Raw genomic sequence first — 15071 nt, forward strand, 5'->3', positions numbered from 1 at the left:
GAGCCGATCCGGTGGGTGCCGGATCAGGCGCCGGTGCCGCCGCCGCCCGGAACGCCCGACGCGAACGAGATGATCTCGTCGATGAGGCCGTACTCCTTGGCCTCCTCCGCGGTGTACCAGCGGTCGCGGTCGCCGTCGCGGATGATCGTCTCGACCGTCTGGCCGGAGTGTCGGGCGGTGATCTCCGCCATCCGCTGCTTGGTGCGCAGCAGGTACTGGGCCTGGATCTTGATGTCGGAGGCCGTACCGCCGATGCCGGCCGAACCCTGGTGCATGAGGATGTCGGTGTTCGGGAGCGCGAAGCGCTTGCCCGCGGTACCGCCGGTCAGCAGGAACTGGCCCATCGAGGCCGCCATGCCCATGCCGATGGTGACCACGTCGTTCGGGATGTACTGCATGGTGTCGTAGACCGCCATGCCAGCCGTCACCGAGCCGCCGGGGCTGTTGATGTAGAGGTAGATGTCCTTGTCCGGCTCGGCGGCGAGAAGAAGCAGCTGCGCGGTGATCTTGTTGGCGATCTCGTCGTCGACCTGCTGGCCGAGGAAGATGATGCGTTCGCCGAGCAGCCGGCTGTAGACCTGGTCGCCGAGTCCTCCACCGATGGACGGCTCTCCGGCGGCGTAAGGCATCAGATTCGTCACGTGTCCACCTGCTCGTCTCTGACGGCTCCGGCCGTCTCAGCGTCTTCGTACCGGGTGGGCGGGGACTCCCCTGCCCTTCCTATTCATGGACCCTAACGCGCAGGTGGGACAACGCCATCCCGCTTCCCCAACTGTTCGCTGGGAGCGCAAGCTCCGCAGTCCGCACAAGGGTTGTGGGCCATCGCGCGCCTGCCGCCGACGGCCTCGACCGGTGGTCCGCCGGTCGAAGCCGACGGGCTCCGGACGCACAGCGTCCGGAGCCCGTCGTACGGATCATGCGAGGCTCAGGCCTCGTTCTTCTCCGCGGCGGCCTCGGTCTTCTCCTCCGCCTTCTCGGCGGCGTCGGTGGCTGCCTCGGCGACGGCCTCGGCGGAGCCGTCGGCGGCCTCGACCGTCTCGATGGCCTCCTCCTCGTCCTCCAGGTCGACGGTCTCACCGTTGGTGTCGACGACCTTGGCGGCCTCGACGACCACGGCCAGCGCCTTGCCGCGGGCGACCTCGCCGACGAGCATCGGCACCTGGCCGCCCTCGACGACCGCCTGGGCGAACTGGTCGGGGCTCATGCCGGAGGAGGCGGCACGGCGCATGAGGTGCTCGGTGAGCTCCTCCTGGTTGACGTTCAGCTTCTCCTTGTTGACGATCTCGTCCAGGAGGAACTGGGTCTTGATGCCCTTGACCGCCTGCTCGGAGGTCTCGGTCTCGAACTCCTCGACCGTCTTGCCCTGGATCTCCAGGTACTTGTCGAGGGTCAGGCCCATCTGACCGAGCTGGTGGTGCTCCAGGTTGTGCCGACGGGTCTGGACCTCGTCCGCCAGGAGCTTCTCCGGGATCGGGACCTCGGCCAGCTCCAGCAGGGCGTCCAGGACGCGCTCCTGGGCCTGGGTGGCCTGCTCGTACTGGCGGCTCTCCTCGAGGCGCTTGCGGCTGTCCGCCTTCAGCTCGTCGAGGGTGTCGAACTCGCTCGCCATCTGGGCGAACTCGTCGTCCAGCTCGGGGAGCTCACGGGCGGCGACGGCGGTGACCTTGACGGTGACCTCGGCCTCCTTGCCGGCGGCCGAGCCGCCCTTCAGCTCGGAGGTGAAGGTGGCCTCGCCACCCGCCTCCAGGCCGGTGACGGCGGCGTCGATGCCGTCGAGGAGCTCACCGGAACCGATGGTGTACGAGACACCCTCGGCGATGCCGTCCTCCAGGACCTCGCCGTCGACCTTCGCCTGCAGGTCGACCGTCACGACGTCGCCCTCGGCGGCGGCGCGCTCGACCGGGCTGGTGGAGGCGAAGCGCTCGCGGAGCTGCTCCACGGCCTTCTCGACGTCCTCGTCGCCGACCGCGACGGCGTCGACGGTGACCTCGATGCCGGAGTAGTCCGGGATCTCGATCTCGGGGCGTACGTCAACCTCGGCGGTGAAGGCCAGCAGCTCGCCGTCCTTCAGCTCGGTGATGTCGACCTCGGGCTGGCCGAGGACGTTGAGCTCACCCTCGTTGACGGCCTCGGTGTAGAACTTCGGAAGCGCGTCGTTGACGGCCTCCTCCAGCACCGCGCCGCGGCCGAACCGCTGGTCGATGACCCGCGCGGGGATCTTGCCCTTGCGGAAGCCCTTCACCGTGACCTGCTGGTTGATCTTCTTGTACGCCGCGTCGAGGCTGTCCTTGAGCTCCTCGAAGGGCACCTCGACAGTGAGCCGAACCCGGGTCGGGTTCAGGGTCTCCACGGCGCTCTTCACGGTTCGGTCTCCTTGTGGCTGACTTCTTGGGGTTCTGCTCCGCCGCACGGGAGGCGGCTTCGCGGACCGAGCCCGGTACATCAGACACACGGGCACGCATTTTGCATAGTAACGGCAAGGAGACGGACTCCCACAATGCGCTCTCGCCGTGCTCCGCGATCCCGCCGGGGCGATCCCGGCCGGTCCTGCCGGTGGTTCCGTGATCTTGCCGGGTGGTCCGTGTACGTGCCGGTGGTCGGGGTGGCCGGATTCGAACCGACGACCTTCCGCTCCCAAAGCGGACGCGCTACCAAGCTGCGCCACACCCCGTCGGTGCGACACGTAGGGTACATGCAGACAGGCGGTGCATCGGCCGCTTTGCCCGAGCGGCTCGCAACGGGCGGCTGGCGCGGGTCGCGTTCCGGACGCGACGACCGGAGGAGCGGCTATCAGGTGTGCGGGCAGCTCCCACGACCCGCTACGATGCTTCTCGTGCCGCCGGTCACCGGACCAGCGGTGCGACGTATGCGGGCGTAGCTCAATGGTAGAGCCCTAGTCTTCCAAACTAGCTACGCGGGTTCGATTCCCGTCGCCCGCTCCACGCCCGGGCCCGGTCCGACGAGATCTCGTCGGACCGGGCCCTTCGCGTCGGAACCGTCCGCGCCCGCGATTGCCCTCGGGGCCGGGATGCGGACCGTGGCGGGGTCAGAAGCTGATCTGGTTGATGGTGTGCGCTATCGAGTCCATGAAGCGCTGGATCGTCGGCGCCAGGCCGGTCGAGGCGAGGAAGAAGCCGAAGAGGGCGGCGACGACCGCGGGGCCGGCCTTGATGGATCCGCCTCGGATCATGACCACCAGGACGATCGCCAACATCAGCACCACAGACAGCGAAATGGCCACAACTGATCACACCCTCGGTCGGTCCGCCTTGCCGGCCCGGAGGCGTGCGGCCGAGCACCCCTCCGATCCGTCCATCGTGCCATCAACTCCCCTCCGGCCGCCGCCGAGTGACGGATCGCACTGACAGGATCACGCCACCCTTGCGCCCCCGCGCCTCACGTGCGCCCTCGGGTGCACAGCCGCACGGGCCCCAAGCCGCACGGGCCCCACACCGCGGTGATCCGGCCACGAGCCCGCGCCCCTGTGAATCGCCTGTGCGTCGAATCGTCTGCGCGCCGAATCGCCTCTGCGCCGAATCACCTGTGTACCGAATCACCCGCGAGTCGGGAAATCACAACAGCGCATGAACATAATGGTTTCCGCATCCGCACACTTCATTCACATGCAATTCTCAGATTCGCGCACCGCGAAATTCTCCCCACCAAAGAGTCTTCCATATGCCCCGCTCAAGGGGGATAAATACGGGCATATCAGGCAGTACTCCGCGGTTTCGCCAGCGAGTGGACGCGGACATGTAATTCCAGCAGGCGGTTTTACGAATTACGATCGGGGCGTCTATGGTGCTTTGGATGTTCCAAGCTCCGAACGTATTTCAGAGGGCCCCGCTCCCATCGGCGACCCGGGAGTCGGAGCCCAGACACCAAGGGCCGATTTCCTCTGCGACAGCGGCCGGTACCGCGACGGCCGATCCCGCGACGGCCCCGCACGGGAATCCGGCGGCGGCTCCGACGAAGAAGCGGGATCCCTACTTCGACAACGTCAAATATCTCGCCATCGTGCTCGTGGCGATGGCACACGCGTGGGAACCGGTGATGGAGGGAAGCCGGACCGCCCGCGCGCTGTACATGGTCGCGTACACCTTTCACATGCCGGCGTTCATCGTCGTCTCCGGATATTTCTCCCGCTCGTTCGACATGTCGGCCGCCAAGGTGAAGCGTCTGGTCACCGGAGTCGCCGTGCCGTACGTGGTGTTCGAGACGGCGTATTCACTGTTCAAGCGATACGCGGACGACACTCCCGATCATCCGATCAGCCTGGTCGACCCCTGGTACCTCACCTGGTTCCTGGTCGCCCTGTTCGTCTGGCGCCTCACCACACCGCTGTGGCAGTCGCTGCGCCATCCGCTTCCGGTGGCGCTCGTCGTCGCCGTGCTCGCCTCCTTCTCACCGACCATCGGCGACGATCTCGACCTCCAACGCGTGCTCCAGTTCCTGCCGTTCTTCGTGCTCGGTCTCCGGCTGAGGCCCGAGCACTTCGACCTGGTGCGCCGGCGCGAGGTGCGGATGCTCGCCCCGGCCGTGTTCGCCGCGGCCGCGGTGTTCGCGTACTGGGCGGCGCCGCGGATGCAGCTGGGCTGGTTCTACCGCAGCAACAGCGCGCAGGAGATGGGCGCTCCGTGGTGGTCGGGCGCCGTGATGACCCTGCTCATGTTCGGCTGTGCGCTGTTGCTCACCGTCGCCTTCCTGTCCCTGGTGCCGCGCCGTCGCACCTGGTTCACGGTGCTGGGCGCCGGGACCATCTGCGGCTATCTGCTGCACGGTTTCCTGGTCAAGGGCGCCGGATACGCCGGGCTGTTCGACGCCTACGACTGGCTGTCGTCGCCCGCCGGGCTGGTGCTCGTCTCCGTGGCGGCGGCCGGTGCGGTGACGCTGATGTGCACGCCTCCGGTGCGGCGGCTGCTGCGCCCGGTGACCGAGCCGGGGATGGAGTGGGCGTTCCGGCGGGGCGGTCCCGGACGCTGATGCGGTACGGACGGGTCCTCGGGGCGAACGCCTCGCCCCGGACCCGTTCACCGCCCCGGACCGGTTCACCGTTCCGGACCGGCTCCTTGTCAGCGATCGGTTCCGTGCCGGGGGCGGTCGCTCGCGGGATCGGCTCCTTCTCCGGGATCAGTCCTCGCCACGTTGGCTTGAATTCAGTGCATGGTGGGCGATTCGCCCGAGGTGAGGCCGAGCAGTCGCCGGACGTGTGCATACTTTTCGGTCAGCCGGGTACGGGTCGCCGGTTCCAGTACGGCGAGGCGGACCGGATCCGCGTTGTGCGCCAGGTCGGACTCCTTGATCAGCAGGGCGCCCGGGGTGTCGAGAATGCGCCGGGTGTACGCGCCGAGGTCCTCGCCGTCGCGCTTGGTGACGGCGAGGACCATGTCCTTGACCTGCTGCGGAAGTGCGGCCCCGGCCAGCCATTCCTCCGACAGGACCTCGTCCTCGACGGCGTCGTGCAGCCAGGCGGCGGCGATCTGTTCGTCGGTTCCGCCCCTGGCCCGGACCCCCTCGGCGACGGCGTGAAGGTGTTCCGCGTAGGGGCGTCCGGCCTTGTCCGTCTGCGTGCGGTGGGCGGCGCGGGCGATCGCCTCGACTTCGGCCAGGTCCAGGTTTCTGCGTGGCGTGGTCATGACCCGACTCTAGGACAGAGCCCTAGGGCCGGGCGGCCGCCCCGCGCAGGGCCGCCCGGGCCGGGATCGTCGCGGCGGCGAGCCCGAGCCCGAGAGTCACTGCGACGAAGGTCCCGTACAACACCGGAGGGACGTACGGGGGTTCACCGGTCAGCCCCTTCATCATCGGATTCAGCGTGGCCAGTGCGATGGCGGTGCCGAGCCCGGCCCCGGCCACGGTGACGAGCAGTGCCTCCCAGCGGATCATGCCCATGATCTGGCGGCGGGTGGAGCCGACGAGGCGGAGCAGGGTCAGTTCGCGGCGGCGGTCGAGCACGGTCATCACCAGGGTGTTGACGGCGGCGACGGCGGCGAATCCGCCGAGGACCGCGGCCATGACGGTGTTGGCCCAGGCGTTGAACTCGCGGTCGCGGTCCCGCGCGGCGGCGTAGCCGGAGGCGTCGGTGACGGTGCCGAGCGCGGCGAGCTTCCGCGCCGCGGCGGGGGTGGCCCGCACCAGCAGTTCGGAGGCGTACGGCGCGGTGACGCGGGTTTCGAGGTCCGCGGCGGGGAGCGTGACGAGGCTGGTGCCCAGGCCGCGGCCGTAGACGGCGACGATCTTCGGGGTCGTCCGGGTGCCGTCCGGGAGGCGCAGTTCGAGGCGGTCGCCCGTCGTCCGGCCTGCGGAGTCGGCGAGGGTGGTGTCGATGGCCACGGTGCCGGGGCGCAGGCCGTCGAGCGAGCCGGTCCGGACGTCGAGGTCCTGGACCTCGGCCAGCTCCTCGCCGGTGCCGATCACGCCCTGCGCGGAACTGCTGCTCATCATGCGTCCCTCGCCCGAGCCGGTGGTCACCAGGACGGAGGTGCGGAGCAGGCCGACGGCGGTGGAGACCCCCGGGACGGCGGTGGCACGTGCGGTGGCGTCGGAGGCGAGTCCCCCGGGGGCGGTGACGACGTGGTCGGCGATGACGGCGTCGCGCTGCTGGTGCGCGATCACCCGCTCCTCGCTGGTGTGCATGAACACGAGCGTGGAGGAGAAGGCCATGGCGAGCACGATCGGGGTGATCGCGGAGGCCAGTCGCCGGGAGTTCGTACGGGAGTTGGCGGCGGCCAGCGAGCCGGAGGCACCGGCACCGCGCAGCGGGAGGCCGATGACGACGGCGCAGAGCCGTGCGATCAGCGGGCCGAGCAGGCCGACGGCGAGCATGAAGAGCATGACGACGCCGAGCGCGGCGTTCGCCGCGTCCTCGCCGCTGTCGGCCCCCGCGACACCGGCGAGGGCGATGCCGCCGACGAGCGCGGCGATGCCGAGCGGGGTCCGGATCCAGCCGTACGGCGGCTGTTCGACCGCGGACTGCGCGAGGGCGAGCCCGGGTTGGGTCCGGGACGGGCGGCGGGCGGCGAAGTAACCGGCGGCGAGCGCGGTGAGCATGGTGGTGGCCGTGGCGATGGACAGCGGCAGCCAGGACACGTGCAGGACGACCGCCTCGGGGACGGCGCCCTTGTCCCGGAGCTGCCCGAACCACCAGTGGGCCAGGACGGTTCCGGGCAGGCAGCCGAGTGCTCCGGCGAGCGGCGCGATGAGCAGCGACTCGCAGGCGATGGCGCGGCGCAGCTGGCCGGGGGTGGCCCCGATGGCACGCAGCATGGCGAATTCGCGCCTGCGCTGGCCGACGGAGAGAGCGACCGTGCCGGCGGCGGTGAAGACGGCGACCGTGGTCGCGACGCCGCCGAAGGAGCCGCCGAGCGCGATGAGGAGTTCCTCGGCGTTCGCGAGGCCCGGGTCCTCGACGCCTCCGCGGTCGTCGCCGGTGTGGACCCGGGCCCCGGCGGTGTGGCCGACGCTCGCGCGTACCCGGTCGGCGAGGGCTTCGCTGTCGGTGCCGGGGGCGGCGAGCACGGCGATGGCGTCGACCCGGCCAGGGTGGCCGGACAGCCTCACGGCCTCGCGGTCGCCGAACCAGACGGTTCCGGTTCCGCCGCCGTTCTCGGTGGTGGCCGGGGCGTCGGCGGTGCCCGAGACGCGGAACCTCCCGGCGCCCGCGGGGGTGTCGAGGGCGAGGGTGTCGCCGACCCGCGCCCCGGTGCCGGCGGGGACGACGACCTCGCCGGTGCGGGGGGCCTCGCCGGTGAGCAGCCGGGTGCCGGTGAGGGCGGCGGAGCCCCAGCCGTGGGCGGTGAGGGGGGCGCCGTCCCGGCGTACGGGGTAGCCGACGTCGCCGATCGCGGTGGCCGCGCCGGGGACCGAGGCCGCCCTGTCCACCAGGGACTCGGGGAGTCGTGCGGTGTCCGGTACGAGCGCGCCCAGGTCGACCTCGCTCTCGCCGCTTCCGATCGTCATGTGGACCCGCTGGTCGGCGGCGACCACGACGGGTGCCTTCGCGTAGCGGTCGGCGGGGACGGAGGCGCGCAGGCCGGTCTCCAGCAGGATGCCGCAGGCGGAGACGATCGCGGCGGCCAGCAGGAGGGCGACGAACGTGCCGACGAACGCCGCGGGCCTGAAGCGGACGGCCGCGCGGGCGAGGCCGTTGGGAACGCGTGGAATGAACATCAGGCCGCCGCTCCCGCACGGGCGCGGGCGGTGGCGTCGCCCTGGGCGGCCGGCGCGGTCGCCGTGGTCAGCGCGGTCAGCCGGGCGGCGATCCGTGCGGCGTCGGCGCGCGGCAGGCTGTCCACGATCGACCCGTCGGCCAGGAAGAGGACCCGGTCGGCCCAGGCGGCGGCGGCCGGGTCGTGGGTGACCATGACCACGGTGGCGCCAAGGACGTCCACCGCGTGCCGGAGCAGGCCGAGGATCTCGGCGGCGGTGGTGGTGTCGAGTGCGCCGGTCGGCTCGTCCGCGAAGATCACGTCGGGGCGGGTGATCAGGGCGCGGGCGACGGCGACGCGCTGCTGCTGGCCGCCCGAGAGTTCGCCGGGGCGGCGGGCCCCCTTGTCGCCGAGGCCCACCGCGGCGAGCATCTCGGCCGCGGCGCGGCGGCTGCCGGCGCCACCGGTGCGCTGTCCGGCCAGGCGCAGGGGCAGCAGGACGTTCTGCTCGACCGTCAGGGACGGGAGCAGGTTGAACGCCTGGAAGACGAAGCCGAGACGGGTGCGTCGCAGTTCGGTGAGGCGGTTCTCCTTCATCCCGGTGATCTCGGTGCCGCCGAGGCGGACGGAGCCGGCGGTGGGGCGGTCGAGCCCGGCCGCGCACTGCAGGAAGGTCGACTTCCCGGAGCCGGAGGGGCCCATGACGGCGGTGAAGCCGGAGCGCGGGAGGGCGAGGTCGATGCCCCGCAGGGCGTGCACGGCCGCCTTGCCCCGGCCGTACTGCCGCCGGACACCGCGCAGTTCGACCGCGAACTCCGTGCGGTCCGGGCGGTCGGTGACGTCCGCGGACTCCGAGCGGCCCATGAGGTCCGTGCGGTACGCCGGCTCCGTGCCGTCGGTGAATTCCCTGCCGCCGCTCCGCACGCCCCGCTCGTCCCACGCGTTCTGCTCGTCCCGCTTCTGCGCGCCCTGCCTGGTGCGTCGCAGCGCCATGATGTCCGCCTTCCGTTGCTCACCGGCCGCTTCTCCGGCCGGCGATTCGAACGTACGGACATGGGGCAGGCGCGGACCATGGCGGCTACTGGCGGATCGGGGGTGGGGCAAACCCGAGGTCAGCGATCGGGAGCCCGGGCCATAGTTACAACGTCAATTGTTCGGTAAACTAATTACTGACGAATCCTTGACGCTCTCTTGACCCGAAGAAGGATCAGGCTCATCGGACACGCAGACACGCTCATCGCCATGGGCGGCGCCTTCCTCGCCGCCGCCGTTCTCGCCCGTGTCGGCAGCCGCATCGGACTGCCGACCATTCCCCTGTTCATCCTGGCCGGGATCCTGCTCGGCCCGCACACCCCAGGCATCGTGCTGGTCGCCGACCCGCACGACCTGGAGATGCTCTCGGCACTCGGCCTGGTGCTGCTGCTCTTCTACCTCGGCCTCGAATTCCACCTCGACGACCTCAAGGCAGGCGGCCGCAAGATGGTCGTCGCGGGCTCCGTCTACCTGCTCCTGAACGTGGGGGCCGGGCTCGGATTCGGCTTCGCGCTGGGCTGGGGCACCTCGGAGGCCCTGGTCATGGCCGGGGTCATCGGCATCTCCTCGTCGGCCATCGTGACCAAGATCCTCGTCGACACGAGGCGTCTGGGGAGCCCGGAGACCAAGACGATCCTCGGCATCATCGTGGTCGACGACATCTTCCTCGCCCTCTACCTCGCCGCGCTCCAGCCGATCCTGTCGCGTTCGGACAGCCTCGGCGCCGCGCTTCTCGACGGGGGCAAGGCGTTCGGCTTCCTGCTGCTCCTGGCGCTCAGCGCCCGGTTCGGCACGAAGCTCGTCAGCAGGCTCATCCACACCTCGGACGACGAGCTGCTCGTCATCTCCTTCCTCGGTGCCGCCGTGCTCGTCGCCGGGGTGTCCGAATGGTTCGGGGTCGCGGACGCGATCGGCGCGTTCATGATGGGTCTGATGCTCGGCAGCACGACGTCCGGCGGGCGCATCCTCAAGCTGGTCCATCCGCTGCGCGACGCCTTCGGGGCGATCTTCTTCTTCGCCTTCGGGCTGTCCATCAACCCCGGCGACCTGCCGGGCGTGCTGTGGCCGGTGCTGGCCGCCGTGGTGCTGACCGTGGTGATGAACGTGCTCTCCGGCATGGTCTCGGCACGTGTCTACGGCTTCGGCGCGCAGGCCGCGGCGAACATCTCGACCACGCTGACGGCCCGCGGCGAGTTCGCCCTGATCCTCGCCACGATGGCCGCGGGCGCGGGGCTGGACGAACGGCTCCCGCCGTTCATCGCCGGTTACGTGCTCGTCCTCGCGGTCCTGTCGCCGCTGGCCGCCGGACGCTCGCACTGGCTGGCCCGCCTCCTGCCGGGCGGCCGGGACCGGGGTCCGGACCAGGGCAGCGGCGGTGGTCGTGGCGACGACAGCACCGAAGAGGTCCCGGTCCCGGCCTGAGACGTACGAGCGGGCGGCCGGTTCGTCGGCGGGTGCCGGGCCGGTGCCCGGACCGCCGGGCCCGGCGCGCGGGCCGCGGACCGCTCGGGTGCCGTACGCCTACGGCTCGGGGTGCGCCCGGCTCGGACGGCCCGTCCGGTACCGGGCGCCGACGGCGGGGTCAGGCGGTCCGCGACAGCAGCAGCAGCGCCCGGTCGTCGTTGACGTCCTTGGCGCACGCCTCGATCAGATGCCAGGCCGCGCCCTCGAATCCGGTCGTGACATGGCGGTCGGCCTCGCCGGTCAGCCGGTCGATGCCCTCCGCGATGTCACGGTCGGACGCCTCCACCAGGCCGTCGGTGAACAGCATCAGCACGTCACCGGGGGCCAGCGAGCCCTTCACGGCGTCGAACTGCGCCCCGTCGTAGACCCCGAGGAGCGGACCCTCGGCGGCCTTCTCCTCCCACTGGCCGCTGCCCGAGTGGAGTTGCAGGGCCGGCGGGTGCCCCGCGGAGAAGAGTTCGTAGTCGCCCGATTCGAGGTCCAGGACCAGATGGATCGAGGTGGCGAAGCCCTCCTCCCAGTCCTGGCGCAGCAGATAGCCGTTGGCCGCGGGCAGGAAGCCGTGCGGGGGCAGCGAGCCGAGGAGACCGCCGAAGGCGCCGGACAGCAGCAGGGCGCGCGAGCCCGCGTCCATGCCCTTGCCGGACACGTCGGTGAGGACGGCCTCCAGGGTCCGGCCGCCGTTCGTACGGGCCGCGACCACGAAGTCGCCGGAGAAGGACTGCCCGCCCGCCGGACGCAGCGCCATCTCGCGGTGCCAGCCCTGCGGAAGCCGGGGCAGGGCGCTCTGCACCCGGATGCGTTCACGCAGGTCGAAGAGCATGGTGCTGCCGCGTCGCCACGGCACCCCGACCCTCGCCCGGAACTGGGCGAGGACCAGCCCGAAGAAGCCGCAGGCCGCGACCACCAGGACGATGCCGGGCGTCACCCGGGCCGGACCGTCCTCGTACGGGCCGAGTCCGAGCGACTCCACGATCAGGGCCAGGGCGGCGGTCGCGTAGACGCCGAGCAGGCTCGCGGGGCGCAGCAGCAGACCTCCCGCCACGATCGGCAGGCCGAGCGCCGCCGGTGAGAACCACACAGGGTTCAGCAGGGTGGCGCAGGTGATGGCCGGAACGGTGAGCAGCAGACCGGCCAGCGCGATCCAGTCGGCCCCGTCGCCCCGGAAGTAGTCGACCCCGGCTTTGCGCAGCGCGATGCGCGCCCGGTGCACCGATTTCCGCAATCGGGCCGGGTACGTCTCTGCTCCTGCGCGACGGGCCATTGCGGGGACCCTATCCACCCGACGGCTTCCGGTGCAGGGGGACCCCGTGACAATGCGTTCGAAATCGGGTCGACCAGGTGCTGCGCCCCTGATAGGTATGAATCATGACGACCGAGCTTCGCGTACTGCGCCCCTCCGAGTGGAACCAATGGTTCGAGTCCCTGGAACTCGCGTTCGGCGGAGTCGCGGAGCCACCGGAACAGCGTGAGCTGGACGAGCAACTGACCGAGCCCGAGCGGTCGCTCGGCATCTGGGACGGTTCCGACGTGGTCGCCACGGCGGGGGCGTTCAGCTTCCGGGTCGCCGTGCCGGGCGGGGCGCTGGTGCCCGCCGCCGGGGTCACGATGGTGAGCGTCGCGTCCACGCACCGCAGGCGCGGGCTGCTGACCTCCATGATGCGCCGGCAGCTCGACGACGTCCGGGCGCTGGGTGAGCCGTTCGCCGTTCTGACGGCGTCGGAGCCCGTGATCTACGGCCGGTTCGGCTACGGGGCGGCCAGCCGACAGATGTCCCTGACGATCGACACGGACCGGGTGCGGCTGACGGTGCCGGAGGGCACCGACGCGGTGCGGCTGCGTCACGCGCGGCCGGACGAGGCGGTGGCCGCGTGCGAGAGCGTCTACGCGCAGTTGGTGCCCGGTCGTCCCGGCACCCCCGCCCACGGCCCCGGCTGGGAGCGCAAGCCGATGGTCGATCCGCCGAGCGGACGTCAGGGGGCCTCCGCGCAGCAGTGCGTGCTGGCGGAGCTGGACGGCGAGGTCGTCGGCTATGTGACGTATCGCATCAAGCCCGACTGGGACATGGCGGGCCCCCGGGGCACGGTCGTCGTGAACGATCTCGACGCGCTGGACCCGGCGTCGTACGCGGCGCTGTGGCGGTTCGTCTTCGACATCGACCTGACGTCGACGGTGGAGGCGCGGAACCGGCCGGAGGACGACGCGGTGCTGCATCTGGTGTCGGACGTGCGGCGGTGCGACGTCCGGCTCCGGGACTCGCTTTACGTACGGCTGGTGGAGCTGGGGGCGGCGCTGGAGGCGCGGAGGTACCGGGCGCCGGTGGACGTGGTGTTCGAGGTCGAGGACACGTTCTGCCCCTGGAACGCGGGGCGTTGGCGGCTGACGGGCGACGCGAAGGGCGCGGCGACCTGTCGGCGGACCGAGGACCCGGCCGACCTCGCGCTGTCGGTACGGGAGTTGGGCTCGGTGTATCTGGGTGGCGAGTCCCTGACGGCGCTGGCGCGCGCCGGACGGGTGCGGGAGCTGCGGCCGGGCGCGCTGGCGGAGGCGTCGACGGCGTTCTCGTCGGACGTGGCGCCGTGGCTGCCCCGGGGGTTCTGAACCGGGGTGCCGTACCCGGGGCTTTCGCCCCGGGGTACTGACCCGGCGGTTCCGGGACGGCCCCTTCCGGGACAGCCCCTTCCGGGGGGCTCCGGCTCGTGGGAGGTCACCCGACAGGCTCTCAGGCCCGTTGGCAGCCCGGACACCAGAAGAGGTTGCGGGCGGCGAGATCGGCGGTGCGGATCTCGCCGCCACAGATGTGGCAGGACTGCCGGGCCCTGCGGTACACGTACACCTCGCCGCCGTGGTCGTCGACGCGCGGCGGGCGGCCCATGGCCTCCGGGGTGTGCTCGGGACGGACCGTGTCGATCCGGTTGTTCCGCACGCCCTCGCGCATCAGCGCCACCAGGTCGGCCCAGATCGCGTCCCACTCGGCGCGCCGCAGGTCCTTGCCCCGGCGGTAGGGGTCGATGCCGTGACGGAACAGCACCTCCGCGCGGTACACGTTGCCGACGCCCGCGATGACCTTCTGGTCCATCAGCAGGGCGGCGACCGTGATCCGGCTGCGGGAGATCCGCCGCCAGGCCCGCTCGCCGTCCTCGTCGGTCCGCAGCGGGTCCGGGCCGAGGCGGTCGTGTATCGCGCGCTTCTCGGGTTCGGTGATCAGGGCGCAGGTGGTGGGGCCGCGCAGATCCGCGTGGTGGTCGTCGTTCACCAGGCGCAGCCGGACCGTGTCGGTGGGCGGCGGGGCCGGGGTGGTCCCGAAGCCGAGCTTGCCGAAGAGGCCCAGGTGGATGTGGACCCAGCCGAGGTCCCCGAAGCCTAGGAAGAGGTGCTTGCCGTGGGCGTCGACGCCGGTGAAGGTCCGGCCGTCGAGCAGCGCGGCGCTGTCGGAGAACTTGCCCTGCGGGCTGCTCACCCGTACCGGCCGCCCGGCGAACCTGTCCCGGTGGTCCGCCGCGAGGCGGTGGATCGTGTGTCCCTCGGGCACTGCGGCGGCTCTCCTCGGTGACAGTGGCGGTAGCGCTGAGACAGTGGCGGTGCCGTCGGCGGCGGTGATGACGTCGCCGGCGGCGAGCGGCGCGACGGGCCGGACACGGCTGTGCCGCCGGGGGCTCCGGCGGCACAGGGGCGGTCGTCGGTCAGCCCTGCTGCGGGTGGTGGGCGGGGATCGGCGGGAGTTCGCCGGTCGTCTCGTACGCCGTCAGCATCTCGATGCGGCGGGTGTGGCGCTCCTCGCCGGAGTACGGGGTGGCCAGGAAGATCTCGACGAACTTGGTGGCCTCGTCCAGCGAGTGCATCCGGCCACCGATGGCGACCACGTTGGCGTTGTTGTGCTCGCGGCCCAGGGCGGCGGTCTGCTCGCTCCAGGCGAGCGCGGCACGCACGCCCTTGACCTTGTTGGCGGCGATCTGCTCGCCGTTGCCGGAGCCACCGATCACGATGCCGAGGCCGTCCGGGTCCGCGGCCGTCCGCTCGGCGGCACGCAGGCAGAACGGCGGGTAGTCGTCCTGGGCGTCGTAGATGTGGGGGCCGCAGTCGACGGCCTCGTGGCCCTGGGCCGTCAGCCACTCGACGAGGTGGTTCTTGAGTTCATAGCCGGCATGGTCCGAGCCGAGGTACACGCGCATGTTCCGAGTGTGGCACGAGCGGCGCCGGACAGCCGTCATCGGGGTCATGTCACGGTGGCCTCCGGGCCCGCCGGACCCGGAGGGCCACCCCGGCGGCCCCGCGTGACGTACGACACACCCTCGTGCGGTGCCGCATGACGCCGTGTGAGGCACGGCACGCCCCCGCGTCGGGCACGGTTCGTCCCGCGATGCGGTAGAACGCGCGCGGTGAAACGGTGCCGCACGGGCGGAACCCGCACGGGAACCACCCCGCGCGGGG

The 15071-nt window shown here is 71.3% G+C and carries 12 protein-coding genes and 2 tRNA genes; 4 read left to right on the top strand and 10 right to left on the bottom strand.

Going from position 1 to position 15071, the window contains the following annotated elements; all coding sequences use genetic code 11:
• Positions 1 to 23 precede the first annotated feature (23 nt).
• The 3 genes from AB0E67_RS09740 to AB0E67_RS09750 all read right to left on the bottom strand — a co-directional run bounded on the left by AB0E67_RS09740 (position 24) and on the right by AB0E67_RS09750 (position 2671).
• The gene (locus AB0E67_RS09740) at positions 24 to 629 is read right to left on the bottom strand and encodes an ATP-dependent Clp protease proteolytic subunit (RefSeq protein WP_362023629.1); all 606 of its coding nucleotides are present in this window, start codon (positions 627 to 629) and stop codon (positions 24 to 26) included.
• 296 nt (positions 630 to 925) lie between these two features.
• Positions 926 to 2362 carry a trigger factor gene (gene tig / locus AB0E67_RS09745; RefSeq protein ID WP_362023223.1) on the bottom strand — a complete coding sequence of 479 codons (1437 nt, stop codon included), beginning with the start codon at positions 2360 to 2362 and terminating at the stop codon, positions 926 to 928.
• A gap of 232 nt (positions 2363 to 2594) precedes the next feature.
• A tRNA-Pro gene (locus tag AB0E67_RS09750) sits at positions 2595 to 2671 on the bottom strand.
• Positions 2672 to 2868: 197 nt separating this feature from the next.
• On the opposite strand from AB0E67_RS09750, the gene AB0E67_RS09755 reads away from it, so the two are divergent.
• Positions 2869 to 2942: transfer RNA gene (locus AB0E67_RS09755), tRNA-Gly, on the top strand.
• Between the two features lie 104 nt (positions 2943 to 3046).
• Here the strand turns inward: AB0E67_RS09755 and AB0E67_RS09760 are convergent.
• On the bottom strand, positions 3047 to 3241 hold the full coding sequence (locus AB0E67_RS09760; protein ID WP_073783010.1) for a hypothetical protein: 195 nt from the start codon (positions 3239 to 3241) through the stop codon (positions 3047 to 3049).
• Positions 3242 to 3810: 569 nt separating this feature from the next.
• Here AB0E67_RS09760 and AB0E67_RS09765 point away from each other — a divergent pair.
• Positions 3811 to 4983 (top strand): acyltransferase family protein, encoded by a 1173-nt coding sequence (locus tag AB0E67_RS09765; protein WP_362023226.1) that lies wholly within the window; start codon positions 3811 to 3813, stop codon positions 4981 to 4983.
• Between the two features lie 173 nt (positions 4984 to 5156).
• Here the strand turns inward: AB0E67_RS09765 and AB0E67_RS09770 are convergent, their stop codons facing one another.
• From AB0E67_RS09770 to AB0E67_RS09780, 3 genes are read right to left on the bottom strand one after another with little or no spacing between them, the layout of a single operon-like run.
• Entirely contained in the window at positions 5157 to 5636 is a 480-nt protein-coding gene (locus AB0E67_RS09770; protein ID WP_362023229.1) for an HD domain-containing protein, read from the bottom strand.
• A gap of 22 nt (positions 5637 to 5658) precedes the next feature.
• The gene (locus AB0E67_RS09775; RefSeq protein WP_362023231.1) at positions 5659 to 8166 is read right to left on the bottom strand and encodes an FtsX-like permease family protein; all 2508 of its coding nucleotides are present in this window, start codon (positions 8164 to 8166) and stop codon (positions 5659 to 5661) included.
• Complete coding sequence (locus tag AB0E67_RS09780) at positions 8166 to 9008, bottom strand: ABC transporter ATP-binding protein (RefSeq protein WP_362023632.1); 843 nt, start codon at positions 9006 to 9008, stop codon at positions 8166 to 8168. Before AB0E67_RS09780 ends, AB0E67_RS09775 begins: the two co-directional genes overlap by 1 nt.
• Before the next feature lie 378 nt (positions 9009 to 9386).
• Here AB0E67_RS09780 and AB0E67_RS09785 point away from each other — a divergent pair, with 378 nt between their 5' ends.
• The gene (locus AB0E67_RS09785) at positions 9387 to 10598 is read left to right on the top strand and encodes a cation:proton antiporter (RefSeq protein WP_362023635.1); all 1212 of its coding nucleotides are present in this window, start codon (positions 9387 to 9389) and stop codon (positions 10596 to 10598) included.
• 160 nt (positions 10599 to 10758) lie between these two features.
• On the opposite strand, the gene AB0E67_RS09790 is transcribed toward AB0E67_RS09785, so the two are convergent.
• The gene (locus tag AB0E67_RS09790) at positions 10759 to 11904 is read right to left on the bottom strand and encodes a PP2C family protein-serine/threonine phosphatase (RefSeq protein WP_351626519.1); all 1146 of its coding nucleotides are present in this window, start codon (positions 11902 to 11904) and stop codon (positions 10759 to 10761) included.
• 104 nt (positions 11905 to 12008) lie between these two features.
• Here AB0E67_RS09790 and AB0E67_RS09795 point away from each other — a divergent pair, with 104 nt between their 5' ends.
• On the top strand, positions 12009 to 13241 hold the full coding sequence (locus tag AB0E67_RS09795) for a GNAT family N-acetyltransferase (protein WP_362023234.1): 1233 nt from the start codon (positions 12009 to 12011) through the stop codon (positions 13239 to 13241).
• Positions 13242 to 13362: 121 nt separating this feature from the next.
• Here the strand turns inward: AB0E67_RS09795 and AB0E67_RS09800 are convergent, their stop codons facing one another.
• Positions 13363 to 14172: a DNA-formamidopyrimidine glycosylase family protein gene (locus tag AB0E67_RS09800; protein ID WP_362023237.1), complete on the bottom strand. Its 810-nt coding sequence runs from the start codon at positions 14170 to 14172 to the stop codon at positions 13363 to 13365.
• Between the two features lie 151 nt (positions 14173 to 14323).
• Positions 14324 to 14812 carry a ribose-5-phosphate isomerase gene (locus AB0E67_RS09805; RefSeq protein ID WP_073783026.1) on the bottom strand — a complete coding sequence of 163 codons (489 nt, stop codon included), beginning with the start codon at positions 14810 to 14812 and terminating at the stop codon, positions 14324 to 14326.
• Positions 14813 to 15071 lie beyond the last annotated feature (259 nt).

The sequence above is a fragment of the Streptomyces sp. NPDC032161 genome (genome assembly GCF_040636995.1).
In the GTDB taxonomy this organism is placed as follows: Bacteria; Actinomycetota; Actinomycetes; order Streptomycetales; family Streptomycetaceae; genus Streptomyces.

Coding starts and splice junctions, on each gene's coding strand:
- AB0E67_RS09780 (WP_362023632.1), bottom strand. CDS start 9,008: ATGGGCCGCTCGGAGTCCGCGGACGTCACCGACCGCCCGGACCGCACG.
- AB0E67_RS09795 (WP_362023234.1), top strand. CDS start 12,009: ATGACGACCGAGCTTCGCGTACTGCGCCCCTCCGAGTGGAACCAATGG.
- AB0E67_RS09765 (WP_362023226.1), top strand. CDS start 3,811: ATGTTCCAAGCTCCGAACGTATTTCAGAGGGCCCCGCTCCCATCGGCG.
- AB0E67_RS09770 (WP_362023229.1), bottom strand. CDS start 5,636: ATGACCACGCCACGCAGAAACCTGGACCTGGCCGAAGTCGAGGCGATC.
- AB0E67_RS09805 (WP_073783026.1), bottom strand. CDS start 14,812: ATGCGCGTGTACCTCGGCTCGGACCATGCCGGCTATGAACTCAAGAAC.
- AB0E67_RS09740 (WP_362023629.1), bottom strand. CDS start 629: ATGCCTTACGCCGCCGGAGAGCCGTCCATCGGTGGAGGACTCGGCGAC.
- AB0E67_RS09790 (WP_351626519.1), bottom strand. CDS start 11,904: ATGGCCCGTCGCGCAGGAGCAGAGACGTACCCGGCCCGATTGCGGAAA.
- AB0E67_RS09775 (WP_362023231.1), bottom strand. CDS start 8,166: ATGTTCATTCCACGCGTTCCCAACGGCCTCGCCCGCGCGGCCGTCCGC.
- AB0E67_RS09785 (WP_362023635.1), top strand. CDS start 9,387: ATGGGCGGCGCCTTCCTCGCCGCCGCCGTTCTCGCCCGTGTCGGCAGC.